This is a genomic window from Oceanospirillum linum (assembly GCF_001995095.2).
In the GTDB taxonomy this organism is placed as follows: Bacteria; Pseudomonadota; Gammaproteobacteria; order Pseudomonadales; family Halomonadaceae; genus Oceanospirillum; species Oceanospirillum linum.
The window spans coordinates 605,977-627,716 of sequence record NZ_MTSD02000001.1; the positions used below are offsets into that span (position 1 = coordinate 605,977).

The 21,740-nt window shown below is 47.8% G+C and carries 19 protein-coding genes and 2 tRNA genes; 8 read left to right on the top strand and 13 right to left on the bottom strand.

From position 1 onward, the window contains the following. Positions 1-133 precede the first annotated feature (133 nt). The 3 genes from BTA35_RS02825 to BTA35_RS02835 all read left to right on the top strand — a co-directional run bounded on the left by BTA35_RS02825 (position 134) and on the right by BTA35_RS02835 (position 1,291). Positions 134-868: a DUF1826 domain-containing protein gene (locus BTA35_RS02825; protein WP_160054928.1), complete on the top strand. Its 735-nt coding sequence runs from the start codon at positions 134-136 to the stop codon at positions 866-868. 107 nt (positions 869-975) lie between these two features. Then, positions 976-1,060 (top strand) — tRNA-Leu (locus BTA35_RS02830). Positions 1,061-1,206: 146 nt separating this feature from the next. Then, a tRNA-Leu gene (locus tag BTA35_RS02835) sits at positions 1,207-1,291 on the top strand. Between the two features lie 309 nt (positions 1,292-1,600). Here BTA35_RS02835 and BTA35_RS02840 read toward each other — a convergent pair. The 6 genes from BTA35_RS02840 to rpsU all read right to left on the bottom strand — a co-directional run bounded on the left by BTA35_RS02840 (position 1,601) and on the right by rpsU (position 11,106). Then, positions 1,601-3,397 carry an acyl-CoA dehydrogenase C-terminal domain-containing protein gene (locus BTA35_RS02840; protein ID WP_077242897.1) on the bottom strand — a complete coding sequence of 599 codons (1,797 nt, stop codon included), beginning with the start codon at positions 3,395-3,397 and terminating at the stop codon, positions 1,601-1,603. Positions 3,398-3,768: 371 nt separating this feature from the next. Next, positions 3,769-5,574 carry an acyl-CoA dehydrogenase C-terminal domain-containing protein gene (locus BTA35_RS02845; protein WP_077242898.1) on the bottom strand — a complete coding sequence of 602 codons (1,806 nt, stop codon included), beginning with the start codon at positions 5,572-5,574 and terminating at the stop codon, positions 3,769-3,771. A 267-nt stretch (positions 5,575-5,841) separates the two neighbouring features. Continuing rightward, a complete protein-coding gene (locus BTA35_RS02850) occupies positions 5,842-6,606 on the bottom strand; it encodes a putative metalloprotease CJM1_0395 family protein (RefSeq protein WP_077242899.1) in 765 nt (254 codons plus the stop codon). Positions 6,607-6,926: 320 nt separating this feature from the next. Continuing rightward, positions 6,927-8,735 carry an RNA polymerase sigma factor RpoD gene (gene rpoD, locus BTA35_RS02855; protein ID WP_077242900.1) on the bottom strand — a complete coding sequence of 603 codons (1,809 nt, stop codon included), beginning with the start codon at positions 8,733-8,735 and terminating at the stop codon, positions 6,927-6,929. A gap of 111 nt (positions 8,736-8,846) precedes the next feature. Continuing rightward, complete coding sequence (dnaG, locus tag BTA35_RS02860; RefSeq protein WP_077242901.1) at positions 8,847-10,724, bottom strand: DNA primase; 1,878 nt, start codon at positions 10,722-10,724, stop codon at positions 8,847-8,849. A 166-nt stretch (positions 10,725-10,890) separates the two neighbouring features. Further along, on the bottom strand, positions 10,891-11,106 hold the full coding sequence (rpsU, locus tag BTA35_RS02865; RefSeq protein ID WP_028304873.1) for a 30S ribosomal protein S21: 216 nt from the start codon (positions 11,104-11,106) through the stop codon (positions 10,891-10,893). Positions 11,107-11,331: 225 nt separating this feature from the next. Between rpsU and tsaD the strand changes: the two genes are divergently transcribed. From tsaD to folK, 3 genes are read left to right on the top strand one after another with little or no spacing between them, the layout of a single operon-like run. Further along, on the top strand, positions 11,332-12,381 hold the full coding sequence (gene tsaD / locus BTA35_RS02870; RefSeq protein WP_077242902.1) for a tRNA (adenosine(37)-N6)-threonylcarbamoyltransferase complex transferase subunit TsaD: 1,050 nt from the start codon (positions 11,332-11,334) through the stop codon (positions 12,379-12,381). A gap of 53 nt (positions 12,382-12,434) precedes the next feature. Then, complete coding sequence (gene folB, locus BTA35_RS02875; RefSeq protein WP_077242903.1) at positions 12,435-12,827, top strand: dihydroneopterin aldolase; 393 nt, start codon at positions 12,435-12,437, stop codon at positions 12,825-12,827. Continuing rightward, a complete protein-coding gene (gene folK / locus BTA35_RS02880) occupies positions 12,824-13,306 on the top strand; it encodes a 2-amino-4-hydroxy-6-hydroxymethyldihydropteridine diphosphokinase (RefSeq protein WP_077242904.1) in 483 nt (160 codons plus the stop codon). The genes folB and folK overlap by 4 nt, the downstream gene beginning before the upstream one ends. Here the strand turns inward: folK and BTA35_RS18655 are convergent. Then, the gene (locus tag BTA35_RS18655; RefSeq protein WP_077242905.1) at positions 13,293-14,426 is read right to left on the bottom strand and encodes a tRNA nucleotidyltransferase/poly(A) polymerase-related protein; all 1,134 of its coding nucleotides are present in this window, start codon (positions 14,424-14,426) and stop codon (positions 13,293-13,295) included. The genes folK and BTA35_RS18655 overlap by 14 nt on opposite strands. A gap of 499 nt (positions 14,427-14,925) precedes the next feature. Between BTA35_RS18655 and BTA35_RS02895 the strand changes: the two genes are divergently transcribed. Next, positions 14,926-15,513, top strand: coding sequence for an LPP20 family lipoprotein (locus BTA35_RS02895; protein WP_160054932.1), 588 nt, complete (start codon positions 14,926-14,928; stop codon positions 15,511-15,513). 61 nt (positions 15,514-15,574) lie between these two features. Further along, a complete protein-coding gene (locus BTA35_RS02900) occupies positions 15,575-16,807 on the top strand; it encodes a flagellar assembly protein T N-terminal domain-containing protein (RefSeq protein ID WP_139363606.1) in 1,233 nt (410 codons plus the stop codon). Positions 16,808-16,872: 65 nt separating this feature from the next. On the opposite strand, the gene glpE is transcribed toward BTA35_RS02900, so the two are convergent. The 6 genes from glpE to BTA35_RS02930 form a co-directional block, all read right to left on the bottom strand. Next, on the bottom strand, positions 16,873-17,190 hold the full coding sequence (glpE, locus tag BTA35_RS02905; protein WP_077242909.1) for a thiosulfate sulfurtransferase GlpE: 318 nt from the start codon (positions 17,188-17,190) through the stop codon (positions 16,873-16,875). A 75-nt stretch (positions 17,191-17,265) separates the two neighbouring features. After that, positions 17,266-18,087, bottom strand: coding sequence for a symmetrical bis(5'-nucleosyl)-tetraphosphatase (locus BTA35_RS02910; protein ID WP_077242910.1), 822 nt, complete (start codon positions 18,085-18,087; stop codon positions 17,266-17,268). Between the two features lie 59 nt (positions 18,088-18,146). Then, positions 18,147-18,554: a Co2+/Mg2+ efflux facilitator ApaG/CorD gene (apaG, locus tag BTA35_RS02915; RefSeq protein ID WP_077242911.1), complete on the bottom strand. Its 408-nt coding sequence runs from the start codon at positions 18,552-18,554 to the stop codon at positions 18,147-18,149. Further along, entirely contained in the window at positions 18,547-19,359 is an 813-nt protein-coding gene (gene rsmA / locus BTA35_RS02920; RefSeq protein WP_077242912.1) for a 16S rRNA (adenine(1518)-N(6)/adenine(1519)-N(6))-dimethyltransferase RsmA, read from the bottom strand. The genes apaG and rsmA overlap by 8 nt, the downstream gene beginning before the upstream one ends. Positions 19,360-19,383: 24 nt before the next feature. Beyond that, entirely contained in the window at positions 19,384-20,412 is a 1,029-nt protein-coding gene (gene pdxA / locus BTA35_RS02925; protein WP_077242913.1) for a 4-hydroxythreonine-4-phosphate dehydrogenase PdxA, read from the bottom strand. Between the two features lie 32 nt (positions 20,413-20,444). Further along, positions 20,445-21,725, bottom strand: a complete 1,281-nt coding sequence (locus tag BTA35_RS02930) for a peptidylprolyl isomerase (protein ID WP_078318772.1) — start codon at positions 21,723-21,725, stop codon at positions 20,445-20,447. Between the last annotated feature and the right edge of the window lie 15 nt (positions 21,726-21,740).

Sequence of the window (21,740 nt, forward strand, 5' to 3'; positions counted from 1 at the left end):
TGCCAAAACATCAATGTGGCTACTGATGCCGCTATAAAAGGGCTCAGAGCTTAGTGAAGCAGCGAGCCATTTTTGTCGCGAAACCCTACAATAAAATGTTATGTTGCAACATATCTTTATTGGAGTTAAAACCGTGACCAGCCTAAACCCACATCCACTAACCGATACGAAATACCCCGCCAGCCACCAGAGCTACTCTGATCTAGCGCAATGTACTTTCTATCCGGTCAAACCCGATCAGGAAACCTTGTACCCAACAGGGGATGACCCGGATGTACTCACTGAAATCTATCAACCCGGAGTTCGCTTAACCTGCTGGCAGCGTACTCCAGGTACCAAAGCGATGCACTACGTTAACTGGCTGACGGAAAGAGGTCACTTACTCCCTTTACGTCTTGTGGCTGCACCAGAGGCGCTGACAGAGCAACTGCAGAAAGACTTGCCAAATCACCCCGACCGGGCAAGCTTTATTGCCGATATTGTCTATCTGACAGAGATGTTCACATGCTTATTTGATATGGAGGAAGTAGGGCTGCGTCTATCTTTACTGACCCAGGCGATGTGCCCCCGATTCCATGTGGATCGTATCGGTGCAAGAATGGTATGCACCTATTCAGGCCAGGGTACTGAATGGCTTCCGAATGAGGCTATTGACCGTACAAAACTTGGCAGGGGCAGTCAGGGACTGACTGACGATCAATCCGGCTTATATCCACTGGAAATAACGCCAAACCAGGTTGATACCGGTGATGTGGTTATTATGAAAGGCGATGCCTGGCCTGGTCACGAAGGACAAGGACTGGTGCACCGGTCTCCTGCATGCAGCCCTGATGAACCACGCTTATTTGTTAGTATGGATGTGATGTGATCAGCATCCGTTTTTTACTTTATCCTATTGATGAACAATAATTTTTTGCTTTTTTCAGGCTTTTGGCTTGACCCCGATAAACACTTAACTATAATACGCTCCGTGCTGCGGGAGTGGTGAAATTGGTAGACACGCCAGATTTAGGTTCTGGTGCCGTAAGGTGTGAGAGTTCGAGTCTCTCCTTCCGCACCATCTTCTCTTCCCTCCGACTTGCTTTCTAATAAAGCAATCAATGAAGATGGCCCAGCACGGTTTTACCGTTTTAGTTAAAACGCTGTAAAACAACAATTGCCCGATCAATGAGATCACCTCCTCAGATCAGCGGCATACGAAAAGATGCGGGAGTGGTGAAATTGGTAGACACGCCAGATTTAGGTTCTGGTGCCGTAAGGTGTGAGAGTTCGAGTCTCTCCTTCCGCACCATCTTTTCTTTTTAATCCCCACCAAAAAATCAATCGTAATCAGATATAAAATCCACATCATGGCCTTTATTTCAGCTGCCTCTACTGGATTCACTCACCGCAATATTAAATCTTATTCACAACCAGGTACTCAATTTTAGCCTGTGGATATCTCAACCCAAACCTTTGCACTTTTGCCGTACAAGCAAAAGCAGCCGTCAGTGAAAATCCAAACACGCATAGTACAAGCCAAAATCAAAAAACCGGCCAGGGTTTTCACCCAAGCCGGTTCTGTAGATCGATCAGAAGATCAGTATCTGTCTAGCAGTTATTACTCACCGTAGAACAGCTCTTCTTCCAAGTCCATCAGGGTTTCTGCGCCAGCATTTACCTGTGCAGCCAGTGCTGCTGCCTTAGGCAGTACACGGGCGTAGAAGAAATTAGCAACCTTCACTTTAGAGCTGTAGAAGCCGCTGGTGTCTTCCGCTGCTTTAGGGGCTGCAACAGCAACCATACGAGCCCACATATAGGCGTATGTCACCAAACCAAACAGGTCCAGATAATCCTGAGATGCGGCACCGATCTCTTCCGGATTAGCTGCAGCCTTCTCAATAACACCTTCGGTCACCTGAACCAGGGTATCCACAGCAGCCGCTAGCTTCGCAAGGTAAGGCTGAACCTGTGCGTTATCAGCATTCGCCTCGATAAAGCTACGGATATCCTGTTCGAACAGTTTTACATACTCACCCTTATTAGAAACCACTTTACGACCCATCAGATCAAGCGCCTGAATACCGTTAGTGCCTTCGTAGATCTGTGCAATACGGGCATCACGAACATACTGTTCTGCGCCCCATTCACGGATATAACCCTGACCACCGTAGATCTGCTGAGCAGAGATCGTGCAATCCAGGCCACGGTCTGTCAGATAGGACTTAGCGACCGGTGTCATTAACGCCACAAGTGCTGCCGCCTTCTTACGAACATCAGCATCTTCATGGAACTTAGACATATCCAGCTGCATGCCCACGTATGACGCAAACGCACGACCCGCTTCGTTGAAAGCACGTACATTCAGAGCCATGCGACGCACATCAGGGTGAACCAGAATGTTGTCTGCGGCTTTCTCAGGGTACTTGGCACCACCCGGCGCACGGGACTGAATACGCTCCTGAGCAAAGTCCATGGCACTCTGATAAGCAACTTCACCGAGCCCCAGCCCCTGAATACCGATAGACAGACGCTCGTAGTTCATCATAGTGAACATGCAGGCCAAACCTTTGTTCGGCTCTCCGATCATCCAGCCCTGAGCACCGTCAAAGTTCATCACGCAGGTCGCAGAACCTTTAATACCCATTTTGTGCTCAATAGAGCCACAGAATGCCGGGTTACGCTCGCCCAGTGAGCCATCTTCATTGATCAGGAATTTGGGCACCATAAACAGGGAGATACCCCGGGAACCAGCCGGCGCATCCGGCAACTTAGCCAGTACCAGATGAATAATGTTCTCGGACAGGTCATGCTCACCACCGGTGATAAAGATCTTAGTACCTGTAATATTATAAGAGCCATCAGTATTAGGCTCTGCTTTTGTGCGGATCAATCCAAGATCTGTACCGGAATGCGGCTCGGTCAGGCACATAGTACCCATCCAGCGGCCTTCGTACATTGCAGGTAGCAGCTGCTCTTTCATTTCATCACTGGCGTGATTATCAAGGCACAGCGTAGCACCTGAGTTCAGCGCCGGGTAGAGAGCAAAAGAAGCGTTTGAAGCATACAGCATCTCTTCAAACAACACGGTCAGCATCTTAGGCATGCCCTGACCGCCAAATTCGATATTACCACCAAGGCCCATCCAGCCACTCTCAGCCATCAGCTGGAACGCTTCTTTAAAGCCTTTCGGAGTGGTTACTTCACCATCATTGAACTGACAGCCTTCTTCATCACCAGTACGGTTCAGAGGAAACAGTTCATTTTCGTTAACCTTGGCGCCTTCTTCAAGAATCGCATCAACCAGGTCAGGTGTCACTTCCTGAGTTGCCGGCATGGTAGACCAAAGCTTGTCAGCTTCAAAAACTTCATTCAGAACAAAACGCATATCGCGTAAAGGAGCTTTATACTTTGCCATGGGGCGTACTTCCTCGATTCTTTATCGTTAATTCCAGCCTGCACAGTGAGCTAATAAGATAACTCAAACTGCATTGCGTCCTGTTACAGGTGCTATTTTCACATAGGATATAGACAGCCTGAAAAGATTCGACCAGATTCTGGTTTTCAGTCATATTACTGAATGAAACGTTAGGCTACCAGCCCACTGCGTGACTTGCGGGTTCAGTTTATACGCAGGCTTCAGCCATTGTGCATCGCAGGGTAGAGCCAGTGCAAACTGCAGGAAAGTCAAGAGATGAGCGCTTTATAGTAAGACCTATAAAACGCTATTAAAAAACGGGCCCTCCATGGCCCGTATCAATCATCAGAACAAATGATCACAAAATAAAATCAGATCTCGAAACCAGCACCAAACTGATCCGCATCCATCGCCATCAGCGAGTCTCCGCCCTCTGCAATCGTCGCCACCAACGATTTGGTGCGCGGTAGTAACTTGCTGAAGTAGAACTCTGCCGTTGCCAGCTTACCTTTATAAAAGGAGGTTTCCGTTGTGCCATTAGCCAGTGCTTCCTGAGCAACCTTAGCGGCTTGCGCCCAGAAATATGCCAGCGTGACATAACCTGAGTACATCAGGTAGTCCACAGATGCAGCACCAACCTCTTCACGATTCTGCATCGCCTTCATACCGATCTGCATCGTGATATCGCCCCACTCCTTGTTCAACTTCGCAAGAGGAGCAACAAATTTCACCATATCGGAATTACCTTCCTCGGTCTGACAGAACTTATGCACCTGCTTAGTGAACTTGCGCAGACTTTCACCCTGGTTCATCAGAATCTTACGACCCAGAAGATCCAGCGCCTGAATACCTGTTGTGCCCTCGTACAAACGAGTGATACGTGCATCGCGTACAAACTGCTCCATACCCCACTCATGGATAAAGCCATGACCACCAAAGATCTGAATACCTTCATTGGTGGCTTCAAAGCCCGCTTCCGTCAGGAAGGCTTTAACAATCGGTGTCAGCAGACCTAATAACTCATCGGCTTCTTTACCCGTCTCACCACCAGCAGATACCTGATCGATCAGTTGTGCAGTGTAATAGATAAGTGCACGACCGCCTTCGGCAAATGCTTTCTGTGTCAGCAGCATGCGGCGTACATCAGGATGGACAATAATAGGGTCAGCCGCTTTCTCAGGTGCTTTAGGGCCGCTCAGAGCACGCATCTGCAAACGATCACGGGCATAAGCCAGGGCATTCTGGAATGAAACCTCAGTCAGTCCCAGCCCCTGAATACCAACACCAATACGGGCAGCATTCATCATCACAAACATGTAGGACAAGCCTTTGTTCGGCTCACCAATCAGATAACCTTTGGCATTATCAAAGTTCATTACGCAGGTGCTGTTACCATGGATACCCATTTTATGCTCGATGGAACCACACTGCACACCGTTACGCTCGCCTGCTTCACCGCTCGCATCCGGAGTAAATTTCGGCACGATAAATAGCGAAATACCCTTAGAACCTTCCGGAGCCCCAGGCAACTTTGCCAGTACCAGGTGCACAATATTGTCAGACATATCGTGCTCGCCGGCCGAGATGAAGATCTTAGTTCCACTGATTGCATAGCTATCACCATCCAGCGGCTCAGCTTTAGTACGAATCAGACCCAGATCGGTACCACAGTGAGGCTCCGTCAGACACATGGTGCCAGTCCAGCTACCTTCAATCATCTTAGTCAGGTAAAGTTCTTTCTGTTCTTCAGTACCATGGTGCAGCAGGGCATCCATAGCTCCGTGTGACAGCCCTGGATACATACCCCATGACAGGTTAGATGAGCAGATCATCTCATTCAGAACCATACCCAGAGACTGTGGTAAGCCCTGACCACCATAACGAGTGTCTTGGGTCATGGAAGGCCAACCACCTTCAACGTACTGCTTATAAGCTTCTTTAAAGCCTTTAGGTGTAACAACCTCGCCATCGTTAAACTGGCAGCCTTCAGCATCACCGCTTTGATTCAGAGGTGTCAAAACTTCTTCAGTAAACTTTGCCCCCTCTTCCAAAATGGCATTCACAATTTCCGGAGATGCCTCATCCCCATTTGGCAGCTGTGCGTAGTGGGCAGGAAAATCCAGCATCTCGTCCATTACAAAACGGATATCACGCAGGGGAGCTTTATATGTTGGCATATTGACCTCGGCTTAACTGTTCTTGTTGTACCAGCCTGTAGCTTCTCAGGAGAATGTCACCCAAGACGCCAGACAGTGTAAATAGAGAAATCTAATTCAAACGTATGTTTGAAACTTAAGTCAGACGAAGATCAGGGTCAAGTGGTATTTTACTTAAATTGATGCCCAGACGGTCGGGCCAGGATATTAGACGTGCAAAAAAAGCCTGTAGCGTGATGCTTCAGCAATTAGAACCGGCTATCAAATCAACACTATAAACCATATAAATCAAACAGTTACTGCAACCTGCTGACCCAATGGCTGAGGTGGAAAACTCAACCCCATGGTGTCAAATCGATCTTTCAGCTGCTGAGCAACCGTCATGCCTGTTGCACTCTCTTGACCACCCACAAAACTCTGAGGAAAGTTCAGACCAAAAGAAAAACTCTTAGGTTCTTTATATATTCCGGAAGGAAACTGAGGGTAGAGTTCATCGGGCTCGTTCTGCGAGGGTTCATCTGTCAAACCGGTATCGTTGGAATCTTTGGTGTTCTCAGATTCTGTAACACGCTCATGAAAGTCCCTCTCCAGAATCTCTACCCGTGCTTCATTCCCCATTGCCCGAGCTTCAGCGGCAACTTTCAGGTCTTGCTCAGACGGCTGCGCCGGGGCCAAAGCAGCCCGCTCAACAACCTGGGATTTATCCAAAGTTGCCTCAGGATCATCGGGAACCGGAGAAGTATCTATTGTCACCTGACCACCAACTGCATACTCACGACCATCAGGGCCTTCTGTCATATCATACGAGGGTGCAGAAGCATAACGACCACCCACCGAAGCATGGGCTTCTTCGTGGGCCCGAACCTCCTGATCACGCTTGCTCAGTTCGGAAATAACCTGATTTTTTTCCCGCTCAAGAAGCGCCTTCTCACTATCAATATCAGCTTGCTCAGCAGCATCGGCATTCACAGTCTCAGCCGCCCGCTCTTTCTCACGGTAATCCTGGACAAGGCGAGTATATCGAGTTGAACTGCTGACAGAAGGCGTTTCCATAAAAATAACCTTTAATGAATGATTAGCCAGATATTAACCAATCGAGTGTTCTATTCATTATGGCGAACTTCTCAGTTTTTTTCATAACCTAATATTGTGAAACAGTTCTGACTTATAACAATTCATTTTAATACAAGAAAAAAACATGTTATTAGTGCATTGATATATCAGGAGTTTTATAAAATTTTATCCAGAAATGGGAAAAGCACCGCTTCATTGATTTTTATTCACAAAAAAGCCTCGCAAATAGCGAGGCTTTCATGTTCATGCAAAGTGACGGCCCTGAAACGTTCGGTCATCACTTTTACTGAGTAATAAATCTACTCATCAATAAAGCTACGAAGGTGCTCAGAGCGCGTAGGATGACGCAATTTACGTAGCGCTTTCGCCTCAATCTGGCGAATACGCTCACGGGTTACATCAAACTGCTTACCCACTTCCTCCAGCGTATGGTCGGTATTCATATCAATACCAAAACGCATACGCAGAACTTTGGCTTCACGACCTGTAAGCCCACCCAGAACAGAACGGGTAGCTTCAATTAAGCCTTCGCCTGTTGCTGTGTCAATCGGTGAATCAGTGCCTACATCTTCAATGAAATCACCCAGATGTGAATCTTCATCATCACCGATCGGCGTTTCCATAGAGATCGGCTCTTTAGCGATTTTCAGCACTTTGCGTACTTTATCTTCCGGCATCTCCATACGCTCACCCAGCTCTTCTGGAGTAGGCTCGCGCCCCATCTCCTGAAGCATCTGGCGTGAAACACGGTTCAGCTTGTTGATCGTTTCGATCATATGCACCGGAATACGGATAGTACGCGCCTGGTCAGCAATGGAACGGGTAATTGCCTGACGAATCCACCAAGTCGCATACGTCGAGAACTTATAACCCCGACGGTATTCAAACTTATCTACCGCTTTCATCAGACCGATATTGCCTTCCTGAATCAGATCCAGGAACTGCAAACCACGGTTGGTGTACTTCTTAGCGATGGAGATAACAAGACGCAGGTTAGCTTCAACCATCTCTTTCTTCGCACGGCGAGCTTTGGCTTCACCAATCGACATGCGACGATTAACTTCTTTAATCTCACTAAGGTTCAGGCTGACATCTTTTTCCACAGCCAGAATTTTGCGTTGACATCGCAAAATTTCAATACGCAAAGCTTCCAGCTTTTCAGCATACTTTGGCTTATCAGCCAGTACATTATCTAACCATTCAAGATTCGTTTCATTGCCTGGGAAAGAGGTAATAAACTCTTTACGCGTCATTTTAGCTTTACGAACACAAAGCTGCATGACCCGACGCTCCTGACGACGAATTTCATCCATACTGTTACGCACACGAGCAACCATGGCGTCAAAGTTTTTAGGCGTCAGCTTGATAGGCGCAAAATAATCAGCAAGCTCCATCTGAGCAGCTTTATATTCGGCGCTGTCAGTACCTTTCGTCTCTGATGCATTCAGAACTGCATCGTGCAGCTCCTGCAGACGGGTGAAGCGAATACGGGCCTCTTCCGGATCCGGGCCACTTTCTGCTTCTTCCTCATCATCAAGATCATCGTCACTTTTGGCACTGGCAACCGGACCTGGCGTTACTTCGCCGTCATCCGGATCAATATAGCCAATAAGCAGATCACTCAGACGACCTTCTTCTGTCTGAGTTTGCTCATAGGTGTCCAGAACCTTCTGAATGGTTCCGGGCAGATACGATACGGCGTGCATAACCTCGCGCAGACCTTCCTCAATGCGCTTGGCGATCACAATTTCGCCTTCACGTGTCAGAAGCTCTACAGTACCCATCTCACGCATATACATGCGAACAGGGTCGGTGGTACGACCAACATCAGACTCCACTGCCGCCAATGCAGCAACAGCTTCTTCGGCGACAACTTCATCCGTTGAGGAATCACCATCGGTCATCAACAGGGTTTCTGCATCAGGTGCTTCCTCAGAAACACTGATACCCATGTCGTTAATCATACGAATAATATCTTCAACCTGATCAGGGTCTGAAATATCTTCCGGGAGGTGATCATTTACTTCTGCGTAGGTGAGGTAGCCCTGTTCCTTTCCGCGGGCGATCAATTCCTTCAAGCGCGACTGTTGCTGCTCATTTCCAGCCATAGATACCCTATCTCAAATGTAGTGCAAAGAACGAGGTGGGAAAAATGCTAAGCGTTCAAATTTAGCACAATTCGGCCTTGACTTCCACCAGATTCTAAATTATTGCGAAACTTAAGTACTATTACCATCTGGTTGGCTTTTCTTATTAGCCAGCAGATTCAGTAACATCACCAACTCTTCATTTTCATTTTTGGTCAGCTTCTGACCAGAACGGCTTTTTCTCGTCAACTCATCAAAACGTTGATTGTGCTGATATTCACGCCGTTTAAGCTCCAGAGACCGGAGCCATTCTTTAAATTCTGAGACAATAAATTCTTCAGCGAGCACTTCTTCCAATGCAATTTGATCTAACAAACGGCCCGTTTCCGTACCATACCAGTGCGCCTGTAGTGAGGAGGTGGTGGCACCTGGAGTACATTTCAAGTACTCGAAGACGAGATCGAAGACCTTTCCCCAGAAAAAATCCTTGTTTTCTTCGATGATCTCTTTTAATTGCTGCTGCTCAACATCGGATAAAGCCTGGCAAATATGGGGGTAGCGTACAGCCCACACAAGCAGTTTATAAGCATATGTGGTGGACAGTTTTACCTCAGGATTCTTGTCGGCCGGTGCGCCGGTTTCTACAGCATAATCCGGAATAATATCAACAGGCTGACTCTGTACTGGCTCATGTGAAGCAGCCACCAGAGAGTTATCAATCTGAGCACGAACGCCATCAGCATCCACACCGACGATCTCTGCCAGCTTCTGAATGAGTAGCGTACGCAGAATGCCTGCGGGAATTTTCTTAAAGTAAGGTATCGCCTTCTGTATCAGCAGCGCCTTACCTTCCGGCTCCAGAGGGTTCAAACTCTGCTGAAGAAAGCGGAACAGGTACTCAGAGAGTGAGTCCGCGCGAACAATACGCTGTTCGAACAGATTCTTACCGTTTGCCCGCACAAGCGTGTCAGGGTCCTGCCCCTCAGGCAGAAACATAAAACGGGCCTGACGACCGTCAATCATATGAGGCAATACGTTATCTAAAGCTCTCTCTGCCGCACGCTTACCCGCTTTGTCACCATCAAAACAAAACACCACTTCAGGAACGACTTTAAACAAGCGCTCCATATGCTCAGAAGTTGCGGATGTACCCAGCGTTGCTACGGCATACGAAATGCCCGCTTCTGCCAGCGCCACCACATCCATATAACCTTCAACAACCAACAGACGCTCTAACTGGCCCGGTGATGTTTTTGCCTCATAAAGACCGTAAAGTTCACGCCCTTTCTGAAAAACCGGCGTTTCCGGGGAATTCAGGTATTTAGGTTTTTCATCGCCAAGAACACGGCCACCAAAGGCGATCACTTTGCCGCGCCAGTCCCGAATCGGAAACATGATACGGTTACGAAAGCGATCATAACTGCGCCCGGTGTCTTCTTTCTGAACCAGAAGACCCAGACTAACCTGCTCGCCCTCACTTATACTCTGACCTGCAAGATATTTTTTAAGTAGCTCCCAACCATCCGGTGCATACCCAATACCAAAACGTTCAACAGTTTCCGGCTTCAGGCCACGATGCTGAAGATAAGCCTGGGCTCGCTGACAACCCTCGGCTACCTGGAGAGAGTTACGATAAAACTGAGCGGCTAACTCAAGAGTTTCAGCTGATTTTTTTGCCGCCTGACGTTTTTTAGCTTCAGCGGGATTCTCATCCCTAGGCACTTCCATGCCCAACTGTTTGGCAAGATCTTCGATGGCTTCAACATAGCCTAAGCCATCATGCTCCATAAGGAAGCCGATAGCATTGCCATGAGCTCCGCAGCCAAAGCAATGATAGAACTGCTTATCCTGACTAACAGTAAAGGAAGGCGTTTTTTCGTTGTGAAATGGGCACAGGCCGTGCCAGTTGCGACCACTTTTTTTAAGCTTAACCGCACTTCCCACTACATCAACGATGTCTGCGCGTGCGACAAGGTCATCGATAAAATATTGAGGAATCCGACCGGCCATAAGGGCACTAACTACCTAACGAAAATAGAATTCAGACAAGAAGCTGCCAGAAAAAAGCAGCTATGATTTTGCAGGCAATGCAAAATGAAAAACGGCCGCCGGTTAAGGCAGCCGTTTTTACCCCTAAAAAGACAACCGTGCAGACCAAGGTCTGCAGAGAGGTTGCTTAGTACAGACGCTCGAAACGTTTCTGCTCGCGCTGTACCTTTTTAGCGTGACGCTTAACAGCAGCAGCTGCCTTACGCTTACGAACCCAAGTTGGCTTTTCGTAAAATTCACGACGACGAACTTCGGCTAAGATTCCAGCTTTCTCACAAGAACGTTTGAAACGACGCAGAGCAACGTCAAACGGCTCATTGTCTTTAACTTTAACAGCAGGCATTAAAGACTCACCACCTTAAAAAGTAATAGGATTGAAATTAGAGATGTCACCAAAAACGGTGACATGCCTTAGGGGACGCATGATTCTATAGGCTTTGATCACCCCATGCAAACGGCTTTAGGGGCTGTGCTTATGCTTTTTTTACCTAATCCTCGGCTTTTAGTGCCATTTTCAGACTCACATAGGTAGAATTGCCCCTAATCTTTCAAGTAGTTAGTGAACCTCATGCGCGTACTCGGAATCGAAACATCCTGTGATGAAACAGGTTTAGCTATTTATGACTCAGAGCTTGGTTTATTAGCCCACGCCCTGTTCAGTCAGATTGATATGCATATCCCATATGGTGGCGTAGTCCCTGAACTAGCGTCCCGTGACCATGTGCGCAAACTGCTCCCCCTGACAAAGCAAGTAATGGCTGAAGCTGACAGTAAAGCTGAAGATATTGATGCGATCTGCTATACCTCCGGCCCCGGCCTTATTGGCGCATTGATGGTTGGCGCCTCTACAGCTCAGGCATTAGCGCTGGCCTGGGACAAACCTTGCCTTGGTGTGCACCATATGGAAGGGCATTTGCTGGCCCCTATGCTGGAAAAAACGCCTCCGGAATTTCCATTTGTCGCGCTTCTTGTTTCCGGTGGGCATACTCAGTTGATCGACGTGCAGGGTATTGGACAATATGAAATGCTGGGTGAAAGCATTGATGATGCAGCAGGTGAGGCCTTTGACAAAGCGGCTAAAATGATGGGGCTCCCTTACCCCGGAGGACCTCATATCGCTCGTTTTGCAGAAAGAGGCACCCCTGGCCGCTATCTTTTCCCGCGCCCGATGACCAATCGCCCAGGTTTGGATTTCAGTTTCAGCGGCCTGAAAACCTTCACCCTGAACACCGTGGAAGCCGCGAAAAAAGCCAATAGTGACGAACTGACTGATGAAGCGCGCGCGGACATAGCATTAGCATTTCAGGATGCCGTTGTTGACACACTGGTGATCAAATGCAAACGGGCGCTCAAGCAAACAGGCCGAAAAAAACTGGTGATCGCTGGCGGTGTTAGTGCTAATAAAGACCTGCGTGAAAAACTTGAAGCTATAATGACCGGCATGGGTGGCCAGGTGTACTACCCTCGAAATGAATTTTGTACCGACAATGGCGCTATGATCGCCTATGCAGGCTGCCAACGTCTGATGGCAGGTCATCAAAATGACAGGCAGATCAAGGTGCAGCCTCGCTGGCCATTAACAGACTTACCTCCGTTAGCGTCATCAGCCAAACAGTGAACGAGCGTCAGTTAACACTACATCAATAATCAGCAGTAAACATAGGTGATGGTTTGGACCGGGTTTTTATTGAAGGCTTGAAAGTTGACGCCCTGATCGGGGTGTACGACTGGGAACGTGAAATTTTACAGCCACTGGAGTTCGATATCGAGATGGCTACAGACATACGCCCTGCAGCAGCATCTGATGAACTGTCACTGACATTGGATTATTTTTCAATCAGCCAGGCCATTACGACACTCGTGAAAAACGCCTCATTCAAGCTGATAGAGTCTCTGGCTGAAGCTGTTAGCCAGCTGATCCGCGAGAAGTTCGGTGTTTGCTGGGTAAAAGTAAAAGTCAGCAAACCTGGTGCAGTACCCAATACCCGGAATGTAGCGGTTCAAATCGAAAGAGGTTCACTGAGCAGCTCTGCAGACCAAATAGTTTCCGGAGTCGCACAATGAGTCGCGTCTATCTGAGTCTCGGCAGCAATATCAACCCCAAACACAATATCCGGGAGGGCATCGCAACCCTTAACCTGCGCTTCGGGCAGATGCAGCTATCTCCCATCATTGAAAGCGAGCCTGTAGGCTTTATCGGTGACCCCTTTATCAACCTGATCACGACCCTTGAAACCGAACTACCCATTTCAGAGCTCAGCAGCCAGCTGCGTTTGATTGAATATGACTTTGGCCGAGAGGATAATGCTCCCAAATTTAGCGGGCGCACACTGGATATCGATATTGTTCTGGTGGATCAGCTTGAAGGGGAACACTTCGGTTTAACACTCCCTCGAAAAGACCTGTTTGAGCATGGCTATATGCTTTACCCCCTGTCTTTGATGGAGCCTGAACTGATTCCACCGGGTCAGGAGAAAACAGTCCAAGAGCTTTGGCAGCAATTCCCCTTCCCGGAACAAAAACTTTGGCTTACAGAGCTCTGAAGGCCTGATCAATCAATTTAAGGCGCTGCGCCTTAATTGCAGCGCCGATTGCCGGTCCTTTTAATCCCTGTTGAACAAATTTTTTAGCGGTGACATTTTCCATTGCCTCAGCCAAGGACTGCCACCACTCTTTTATATCATTTTTATCAGGCTGCCAGAGAGACAACCAGGCTTCAAAAAAACCTCCCTGTCTAAACGCACCGGAACTCTCAAGCAGAGACAAACAAAGCAGGGCATCCTGCTCTGGCTCAGTATTAAGAAGTGACCAGAATTTCTGTACCAGCAAAGCAAAACCAAGATAATGCTTAGGTGCCTTTATCCGGTGACAAAGTGATTCAATCGCATCCGGCGTCAACTCATGCAGTAACCATCCCCAGTTCAGCAACCCGCGCTCAGTTTTATCTTTCTCTGACAAATGCTCAGGCAAGTAAAAATGCTGGCTTGATAGCTCTTTGAACCAATAATTGAGCCCACCAACCCTCTGAAGTGCTGCCAGATATTGCTCAGGATTTCTCTCCTGAAGCGCTTTCTCTGTTTCCGACCAGACACGCTCAGCAGAAAGTTGCTCCAACTCCTCTGCCGCAACCAACTCTGCCATTAATTGCAACGTCTCGGGAGCAATTGAAAACCCCAGCCTATAAAAGCGAGCCAAAAATCTTGCGCCGCGCAATACTCTTAAAGGATCTTCAGCAAATGCAGGAGAGACATGCCGCAAAAGCTTCAGCTCCAAGTCTTTCAGCCCCCCGTAAGGGTCGTGGATATTCCCGTTTATATCCTTTGCCATAGCGTTAATCGTAAAATCCCGCCGCATCAGATCTTCTTCGAGTGTCACATCAGGTGATGTATGGCAAACAAACCCCTGATAACCTTTACCGGTTTTGCGCTCTGTCCTGGCTAATGCATACTCCTCTTTTGTATCCGGGTGCAGAAAAACAGGAAAGTCTTTGCCGACCTGAACAAAGCCTGCCGCTTTTAGCTCCTCTGGTATAGCACCAACAACCAGCCAGTCCCTGTCATAAGCTTCCACCCCCAGCAGCTCATCTCTTACCGGACCACCAACAAGGTACACCTCACCACTTAAAAAAGAAGAATCATCATCAGAAGATAAAAACTGGCTCATTTTTTGCTAAACCTTAGTTATTAAACGAATTAAAGTTTAATTTTCTGCAGGTTAACCTTCAGTCACACTAAACTTTGCGGAAGTGTTGCCGATAATCATCGGTATAGTTTTCGACTCAACTCACATTATAAAGCTGCAAAGCAGAATGTTTGGTTGAATTCGTATCAAAATGTCAGGAAGAACCGATGCTTAAAACTGTAAAAATTATCACAGGGACTTTTTTTCTGCTTCTGATGTCTGCTTGTACCATGCCGTACTACGGCTATCAGCAAAACACTCAGGCACAGGGAAATTATGTCCGCATACCGCCGGCAAAACCTCAACCCCAGCGGCGGGTGATTATCAGAACAGAAACGCACCGGGTTCTGACGCCAAAAATCGTTATGGAGCCCTGCTGTAAAATGCAGTCCAACGTAATCTATAGGCGTTACTAACCTGCCCCTAGATACGTATTTGAATCCATTTTATCTATTTGTGACGGACATCAGGAGTGATGATAATGAAACTTAAACTGGCTTCTCTGGCTATTGCCGGTGCTGTTGTAACTGCTGGCTGTGCGCCAATGAATCAGCATGCTATGAACAATCAAAACAACAATGATTATGTTGTTTACCAACAGGTTGAGCATACTTACAGCCCGAAAGTAGAGCCCATTATTGTTCGTGTGACAGGTTACGGGGCTTACAAAGAAAATCCTCGCCTGTCTCAGGGACAAAATCAGCTGATGGCAATGCGGGCATCCAAACTTGATGCTTACCGTGCAATTGCTGAACGCGTATACGGTACTCGGGTAAGTGGTGGCTCTAACGTAGAAGCAATGGTTCTTCGTGATGACCGTTTCCGCACCTATGTGGATAGCGTCATTCGTGGTGCTAAAGTGGTATCTACATATGAGCTAGCTCACAATAATTACGAGACTACTATGGAGCTGGTTCTGGAACCTACGTTCTATGACTGCATGGGATCAACTGATGCCCTTCAGTCGCCAAGCTGTACAGCGCCCACAGTTCATGGTGAATCGCCGGAGACTCGTGCCATTGCCCGACCTCTGGTTAAAGTTCAGCCAGGACAGTATTATCTGAACTAATCCACTGACTGGATTATCTATGTCAGTTGCCATTAACAGATAAAATGAAAGGAGTGGTCGGTTGTTAAACACCATATTCCGTCACAAGGTGTTGTGGATTTTGTGTCTACTGATTGCTGGACTTCAAATACCACAATCAGAAGCCAAATGGCTAGAAGCAACCGGCCAGGCCAGAATTATGCACCAGGACCTGGTCAGTGCCCGTCGTACCGCGATTAGAGATGCGATCCAGCAGCTCAGTCTTCGCGCCGGGGCTGACGTCAGCAGCTTTCAGCAAATGACCGACGGAGCCATTACCGCTGATAATCTGCGGGTGAGTTCTAACGGTACTGTTCAGGATATCAATATTCTGGATGAAGTGGTTCAGGGTAATATACTTACCCTGACCATTGAGGCTGATGTATTGGTTGACGCTCAGTCCTGTGGGCATGAATCCAGTAATGCTTACCTGAGAAGCGCTGCTGTTGCTTCTTTTTACCTGGAAGATCCTCAGTCGGCATCTTTTGGAGGCTTCTATGATATCAGTCAGAAACTTCCTGCAGATCTTTCCCAGCGCTTAAATAACTTTGAGCATGTTAAAGCTCTGGATGCTTCAGGTTTTCAGGTTTATACATCACCAAAAACCATCCCTACTTCCGTTACGACGACAGGTACGCTTACAACCGCAATTACTGCATCCAATCAGCTTGGCGTGCAATACGTGATAAGCGGTGTTATTCGTGATATTTCCATGGCCCGCCCGGATCTCCTGCGTACTAAATCTTATTTTAGTCAGGTCAAAGATAAGATGGAGCATGGCGACAACCGCTTTGAACGCCGTTTCCAAATGGATATCTATGTCCATGATGGTTTTAGTGGCGCAATGGTCTACAGTCGTCGCTATGAAACTCTTGGTAACTGGAATGTACCTCTTGAAGAGAAACCGGGCTTCGGCTCTGTTGCTTTTTGGAAAAGTGATTACGGCCAAAAAGTCAGCGATGTTTTTGATCGTGTGGTTGACGACTTAAATTCATCTCTGAGCTGCCAGCCATTCATGGCAAAAGTCACCCGTACTGAAGGTAAGAAAATCTATCTTGATGCAGGAGCCGGTGATGGTTTACGCCCGGGCGATACCCTTAACCTCTACCGCCTAAGCACCTTCTACGATGCGAACCAAAATGCTTATACCGAGTTAGAAAATACTAAGATTGTCGTTACTCTGAAAAAGGTACAACCCTTCTTTTCACGAGGTGTTGTCAGTACAGAAACAGACAAGCTGGGTATTCAGCAGGGCGATATTGTCATCGCGTGGTAAGACTCTCTTCGCTTAATAAAAAAGGAGCCAACGGGCTCCTTTTTTATTGCTGTATGACAGGTTTATTAGTGACAGTACTCAGGGCATACCGTTTTCCAAAGCTCATACCCCCCCTGAAGACTATAAGTATCATTAAAGCCTTGCTCCGCCAGAAACTGTGCCGCTGACTGGCTGCTGTTACCATGATAGCAGCAAACAATGACCGGCCTGGATTTATCTGTCTGCTCAATAAATAACTGAACATTATCATTGCTTAATAGCAGGGAGCCTTTAATCGACCCTGCAGCAAAACTACCTGGATCTCGGATATCAACAACAACAATCTCTTCACCGGCTTCAATTTTTGCTTTAAGTTCATCCGGGTTCATAAACTGAAAATTCATAAAACTACCTTCTGTCAGAGTCACTGGATGTCAGTCGCTCCTCCCTGACAAAACCAGCCAAATGTTTAAAAACAGCTACTGATATATTGGTTTCTGTAAACTGTTAACTGAGGTTCGCTCACCACTTTCGAGATGAAGCGCTGTCAGCCGTCCACCCCATACACAGCCCGTATCCAACCCATAGATACCATGAGCATCGACATCACCCTCAAGTGCAGCCCAGTGGCCAAAGATTATTTTTTCTTTGACCTGACGCGGGTAGCTAAACCATGGCGCATACCCTTTCGGGCATTGATCTAAACCCTCTTTACTATCAAAGTCGAGTTTGCCTTTCACAGTACAAAAGCGCATACGGGTAAAATAGTTAGTTATTACTCGCAACCGGTCAACACCACTAAGGCTATCCGACCACTTAGAGGGTTTGTTGCCGTACATATTCTCAAAGTAGTTTCTGTAGGCATCGCCCTGCAGGACAGCCTCAACCTCACCCGCATAGCTGAGCGCCTGTTGAAGATCCCAGATGGGGGGGATCCCAGCATGACTCATCACAAAGCCAAGTTTTTGATCATAGTGGAATAAGGGCTGATGGCGCAGCCAGTCCAGCAGTCGCTCACGGTCCGGGGCATCCAGAACCTTTTGCAGGGTATCGGAGCGCTTAAGGCGCGCACCGGAATACGCGACAGCAAGTAAATGCAGATCATGATTACCCAGTACGCAGCGAACCCTGTCACCCATCCCGGAAGCAAAACGAAGTACTTCCAAGGATTCAGGGCCACGATTAACCAGATCGCCAGCCAACCAGAGCTGATCCTTTTCCGGATTAAAACTTACGGCCTCCAGCAATTGCATCAGTTCACTGAAGCAACCCTGAAGATCACCAACGGCGTACGTACCCATAGCAATACTTTTACCCAGAAATAAATAAGTTCAGGAATTTTGCATCAAAGTATGCAATATCAATGCAGAACATCCTCTTTTGCAAGGCGGAACGCCGGAATATCGACCTGCAACGGACAGTCAAACTCGATATCCTGCAACTCATAATGTCCTTGCATAAATCCAAGAGGCGTCGGAAAAATAGCACCTGAAGTGTAGCTGTAAGATTCACCGGGAGCGATCACTGGCTGCTGGCCAACAACACCTTTCCCTTTCACTTCGTTGACCTTGCCATTACCGTCAGTAACCACCCAGAAGCGGCTCTTAAGCTTCACACTGGTTCGGTTATTATTAGTAATGGTTACCCTATAGCTGAAAACATACTGATCACGCTCTTCAGTGGTGCCATGCTTAATAAACTTGGGCTCTACCTTCAACTCAATCAGATCTGCTATTGCAGGCTTATCCTGATCATTTATTTCAGTCATGCTTACCCAACCTGTCCGCCAAACAATCACTTAACGCAACGACTTCCTGAAGGCTCAGCGTTTCAGGTCGTCGCTGAGGGTCAATCCCAAGGGCTTCAATCTCAGAAACCTCTACCAGGCCTTTCAGGTTGTTGCGCAGCGTTTTGCGGCGTTGAGCAAACGCAGTTCTTACCAGATTATCCAGGCATTCTGCTGACTTTGCCGGATAAGGCAGCTCTTTATGAGGTGTCAAACGCACAATAGCGGAATCAACCTTAGGCATAGGGTCAAAGGCTTCCGGCGGTACAATAAACAAGGCTTCAACATCACAAAGGTACTGCGCCATAATGCCTAAACGGCCCCAGTCGTTCGTGGCAGGAGCAGCCGCCAAACGTTCAACCACCTCTTTTTGCAGCATAAAATGCATATCCTGAATATTCTGGCGCTGCTCTAACAGGTGAAAAATCAGAGGGGTTGAAATATTGTAAGGTAGATTACCGGCAACCCGTAGAGGCTGACCATCATCGATCAGTTCCGCAAAATCAAACTTCAAGGCATCCGCCTGGTGAATATTAAAGCCAGGGGCGTTAAAGAATTTCACCTTAAGTCCCGGAATTAAATCACGGTCTAATTCAATGACATCGAGACGCTCTGCCGATTCTAAAATAATCTCCGTCAGCGCCCCCATACCAGGGCCAATTTCAACCAAATGCTGACCTTTTTGTGGGGCGATGCTGCGCACAATACGTCGAATAATACCTTCATCCTGAAGAAAGTTTTGTCCGAAGCGCTTACGGGCGCGGTGTTGCTGAGGCTTCTTAGCCATTAATTCCTCTCAGTTCTTCAGGTGTTATCGAGTTCTGGCATCTGCCATTAAGGCAGCATAACCTAATGCCGTCCATAGGCTGCCTTCATGGGCGTTGCCTGTGCCAGCCAGATCTAAAGCGGTGCCATGATCCACCGAAGTCCGCACAATTGGCATTCCCAGCGTGATATTGGCCGCACGGCCAAAGCCGGCATGTTTTAAAACCGGCAAACCTTGATCGTGATACATCGCCAAGACTGCATCGGCATTTTTTAAATGGTGCTGCGCAAATAGCGTATCAGCGGGTAAGGGGCCTATTAACGGGATTCCCTCTTGGGCTAAAGCCTTTAATGTTGGGATAATCACATCAAGCTCTTCCCGGCCTAAATGCCCGTCTTCACCGGCATGAGGGTTTAACCCGCAGACGAGTATTCTGGGCTGGCTCAAACCAAAGTCACGCTCCAGTGCACGATATAAAACCCGACTGACTCGGGCAATACGCTCAGGAGTAATCGCATCAGCCACCTCTTTTAATGGCAGATGGGTTGTCACCAGGGCAACTCTCAGACCTTCTGTTGCCAACATCATAACCACTTGTTCAGTCTGTGTTCGCGCTTGCAAGAATTCAGTATGTCCGGTGAAAGGAACCCCTGCCTCGTTAATAACGCCTTTATGAACCGGAGCCGTTACCATACCCTGCCACTGACCTGACAAGCAGCCATCCACGGCAATCTCTAAGGTCTTTAAGACGTAAGCCGCATTAGCTGCATTTAACTGTCCTGCTCTTTCAGGCTCTGCCAAAGCCACAGGAATAACCGCCAAATGGCCCGCCTGCATAATGGGTAAAGACTCATTGGGCAGAACCTGTGTTAGCGCTATCTCCAGGCCAAGCTGTTCCGCTCGCCGTTGCAGTAAATCCGGGTCAGCAATAACCCCTAAGCGAAGTTCACTGCAATCAACCTGACTCCATGCTAAATACTCTTCAGCATGGCCCCAGTCCGCTGCAACTTTTAAAATAACATCCGGACCAATGCCCGATGACTCACCTGCAGTAACAACCAGAGATTGACTCAAACCCAGAACCTCTTTCTGAATAAAGCTCTATACTAGCGAATTTCGATATAAGCAGCTGCTTTCTGTTCCCGTAGCCAGTTATCCAGCTCAGTATCAAACTTACGTTTAAACAGCTGCTGACGTGCCTGGTCACGAGCCACCTGGTCGCCAATATCCTGGCTACGCCGCCCTTCAACCCGAAGAATATGCCAGCCAAACTGCGAACGAAAAGCCGGGCTTATGCCGTTCACCGATGTATTACTGATAGCCGCCTCAAACTGAGGTACGTACTTACCAGGTTTCGCCCAGCCCAGGTTACCCCCTTCTCCCGCTGAAGCCTTATCATCGGAGTAAGTTCGAGCCAACTCAGCAAAATCCTCTCCATCCTGGATACGCTGACGCAGTTTATTAATCAGTACGCGGGCCTGAGCTTCGGTTCTCAGTGCTGTCGGTTTAATCAGTATATGACGCGCAAGGGTTTCCGTTACCAGCTTCGTTGGCCCACCACGTTTCTCCAGTAAACGGATAATGTGGAAACCAGATGGACTCCGCAGAGGGACGGAGGTCTCATTAATACCCATAGCCGGCACCTGGTCAGCTAAAATCACAGGTAACTCACTACCTCGTCGCCAGTCCATCTCACCACCCTGAAGAGCATACTCATCATCAGAGAGGCGTATCGCCAACTGGCTGAAATCAGCGCCCTTTACCAGCTGCTGATAAATATCCTGGGCTTTCTCATCAGCTTCAGCCACCTGCTGTGGCGTCGCTTTTTCAGGAATAGACACTGTAATCTGCTGCAGACGGTAGTCTGTATTGCTAAGCTCTGTTTTCTCCTGAGCCAGAAAATTATCCACTTCCTGATCGGATATACGAATTCGCTCACCCACACGGCGCTGACGCAGTTGGCTTATCAGAAGCTCACGGCTTATCTGCTCCTGAACACTACTAAATGGAACACCCTGACGCTCCAGCACCTGACGAAACTGCTGCAAAGTCATCTTATTTTGCCGGGCAACATTCGTCAGTGCATTGTTCAGCTCCACATCAGACACCCGCATACCAGACTCTTCTGCCTGCTGGATCTGAATGGTATCCAAAATCAGGCGGTCTAATACCTGTCTGCGCAGCGTATCCCGTGATGGTGGTGCAATATTTCTCTGGCGCAAATTCTGATAAACAGAATCAAGCTTAGCTTCCAGCTCAGACTGCATCAGAGCCTCCTGATTGACAACAGCAACCACCTGATCCAAAGACTCCCGACTGGCCTGAGCAGGCAAGATCATACTTACACTGCAGATAGCGCCTATAAAAAATGCAATAAACTGTTTCATAAAATTCTCAATTGA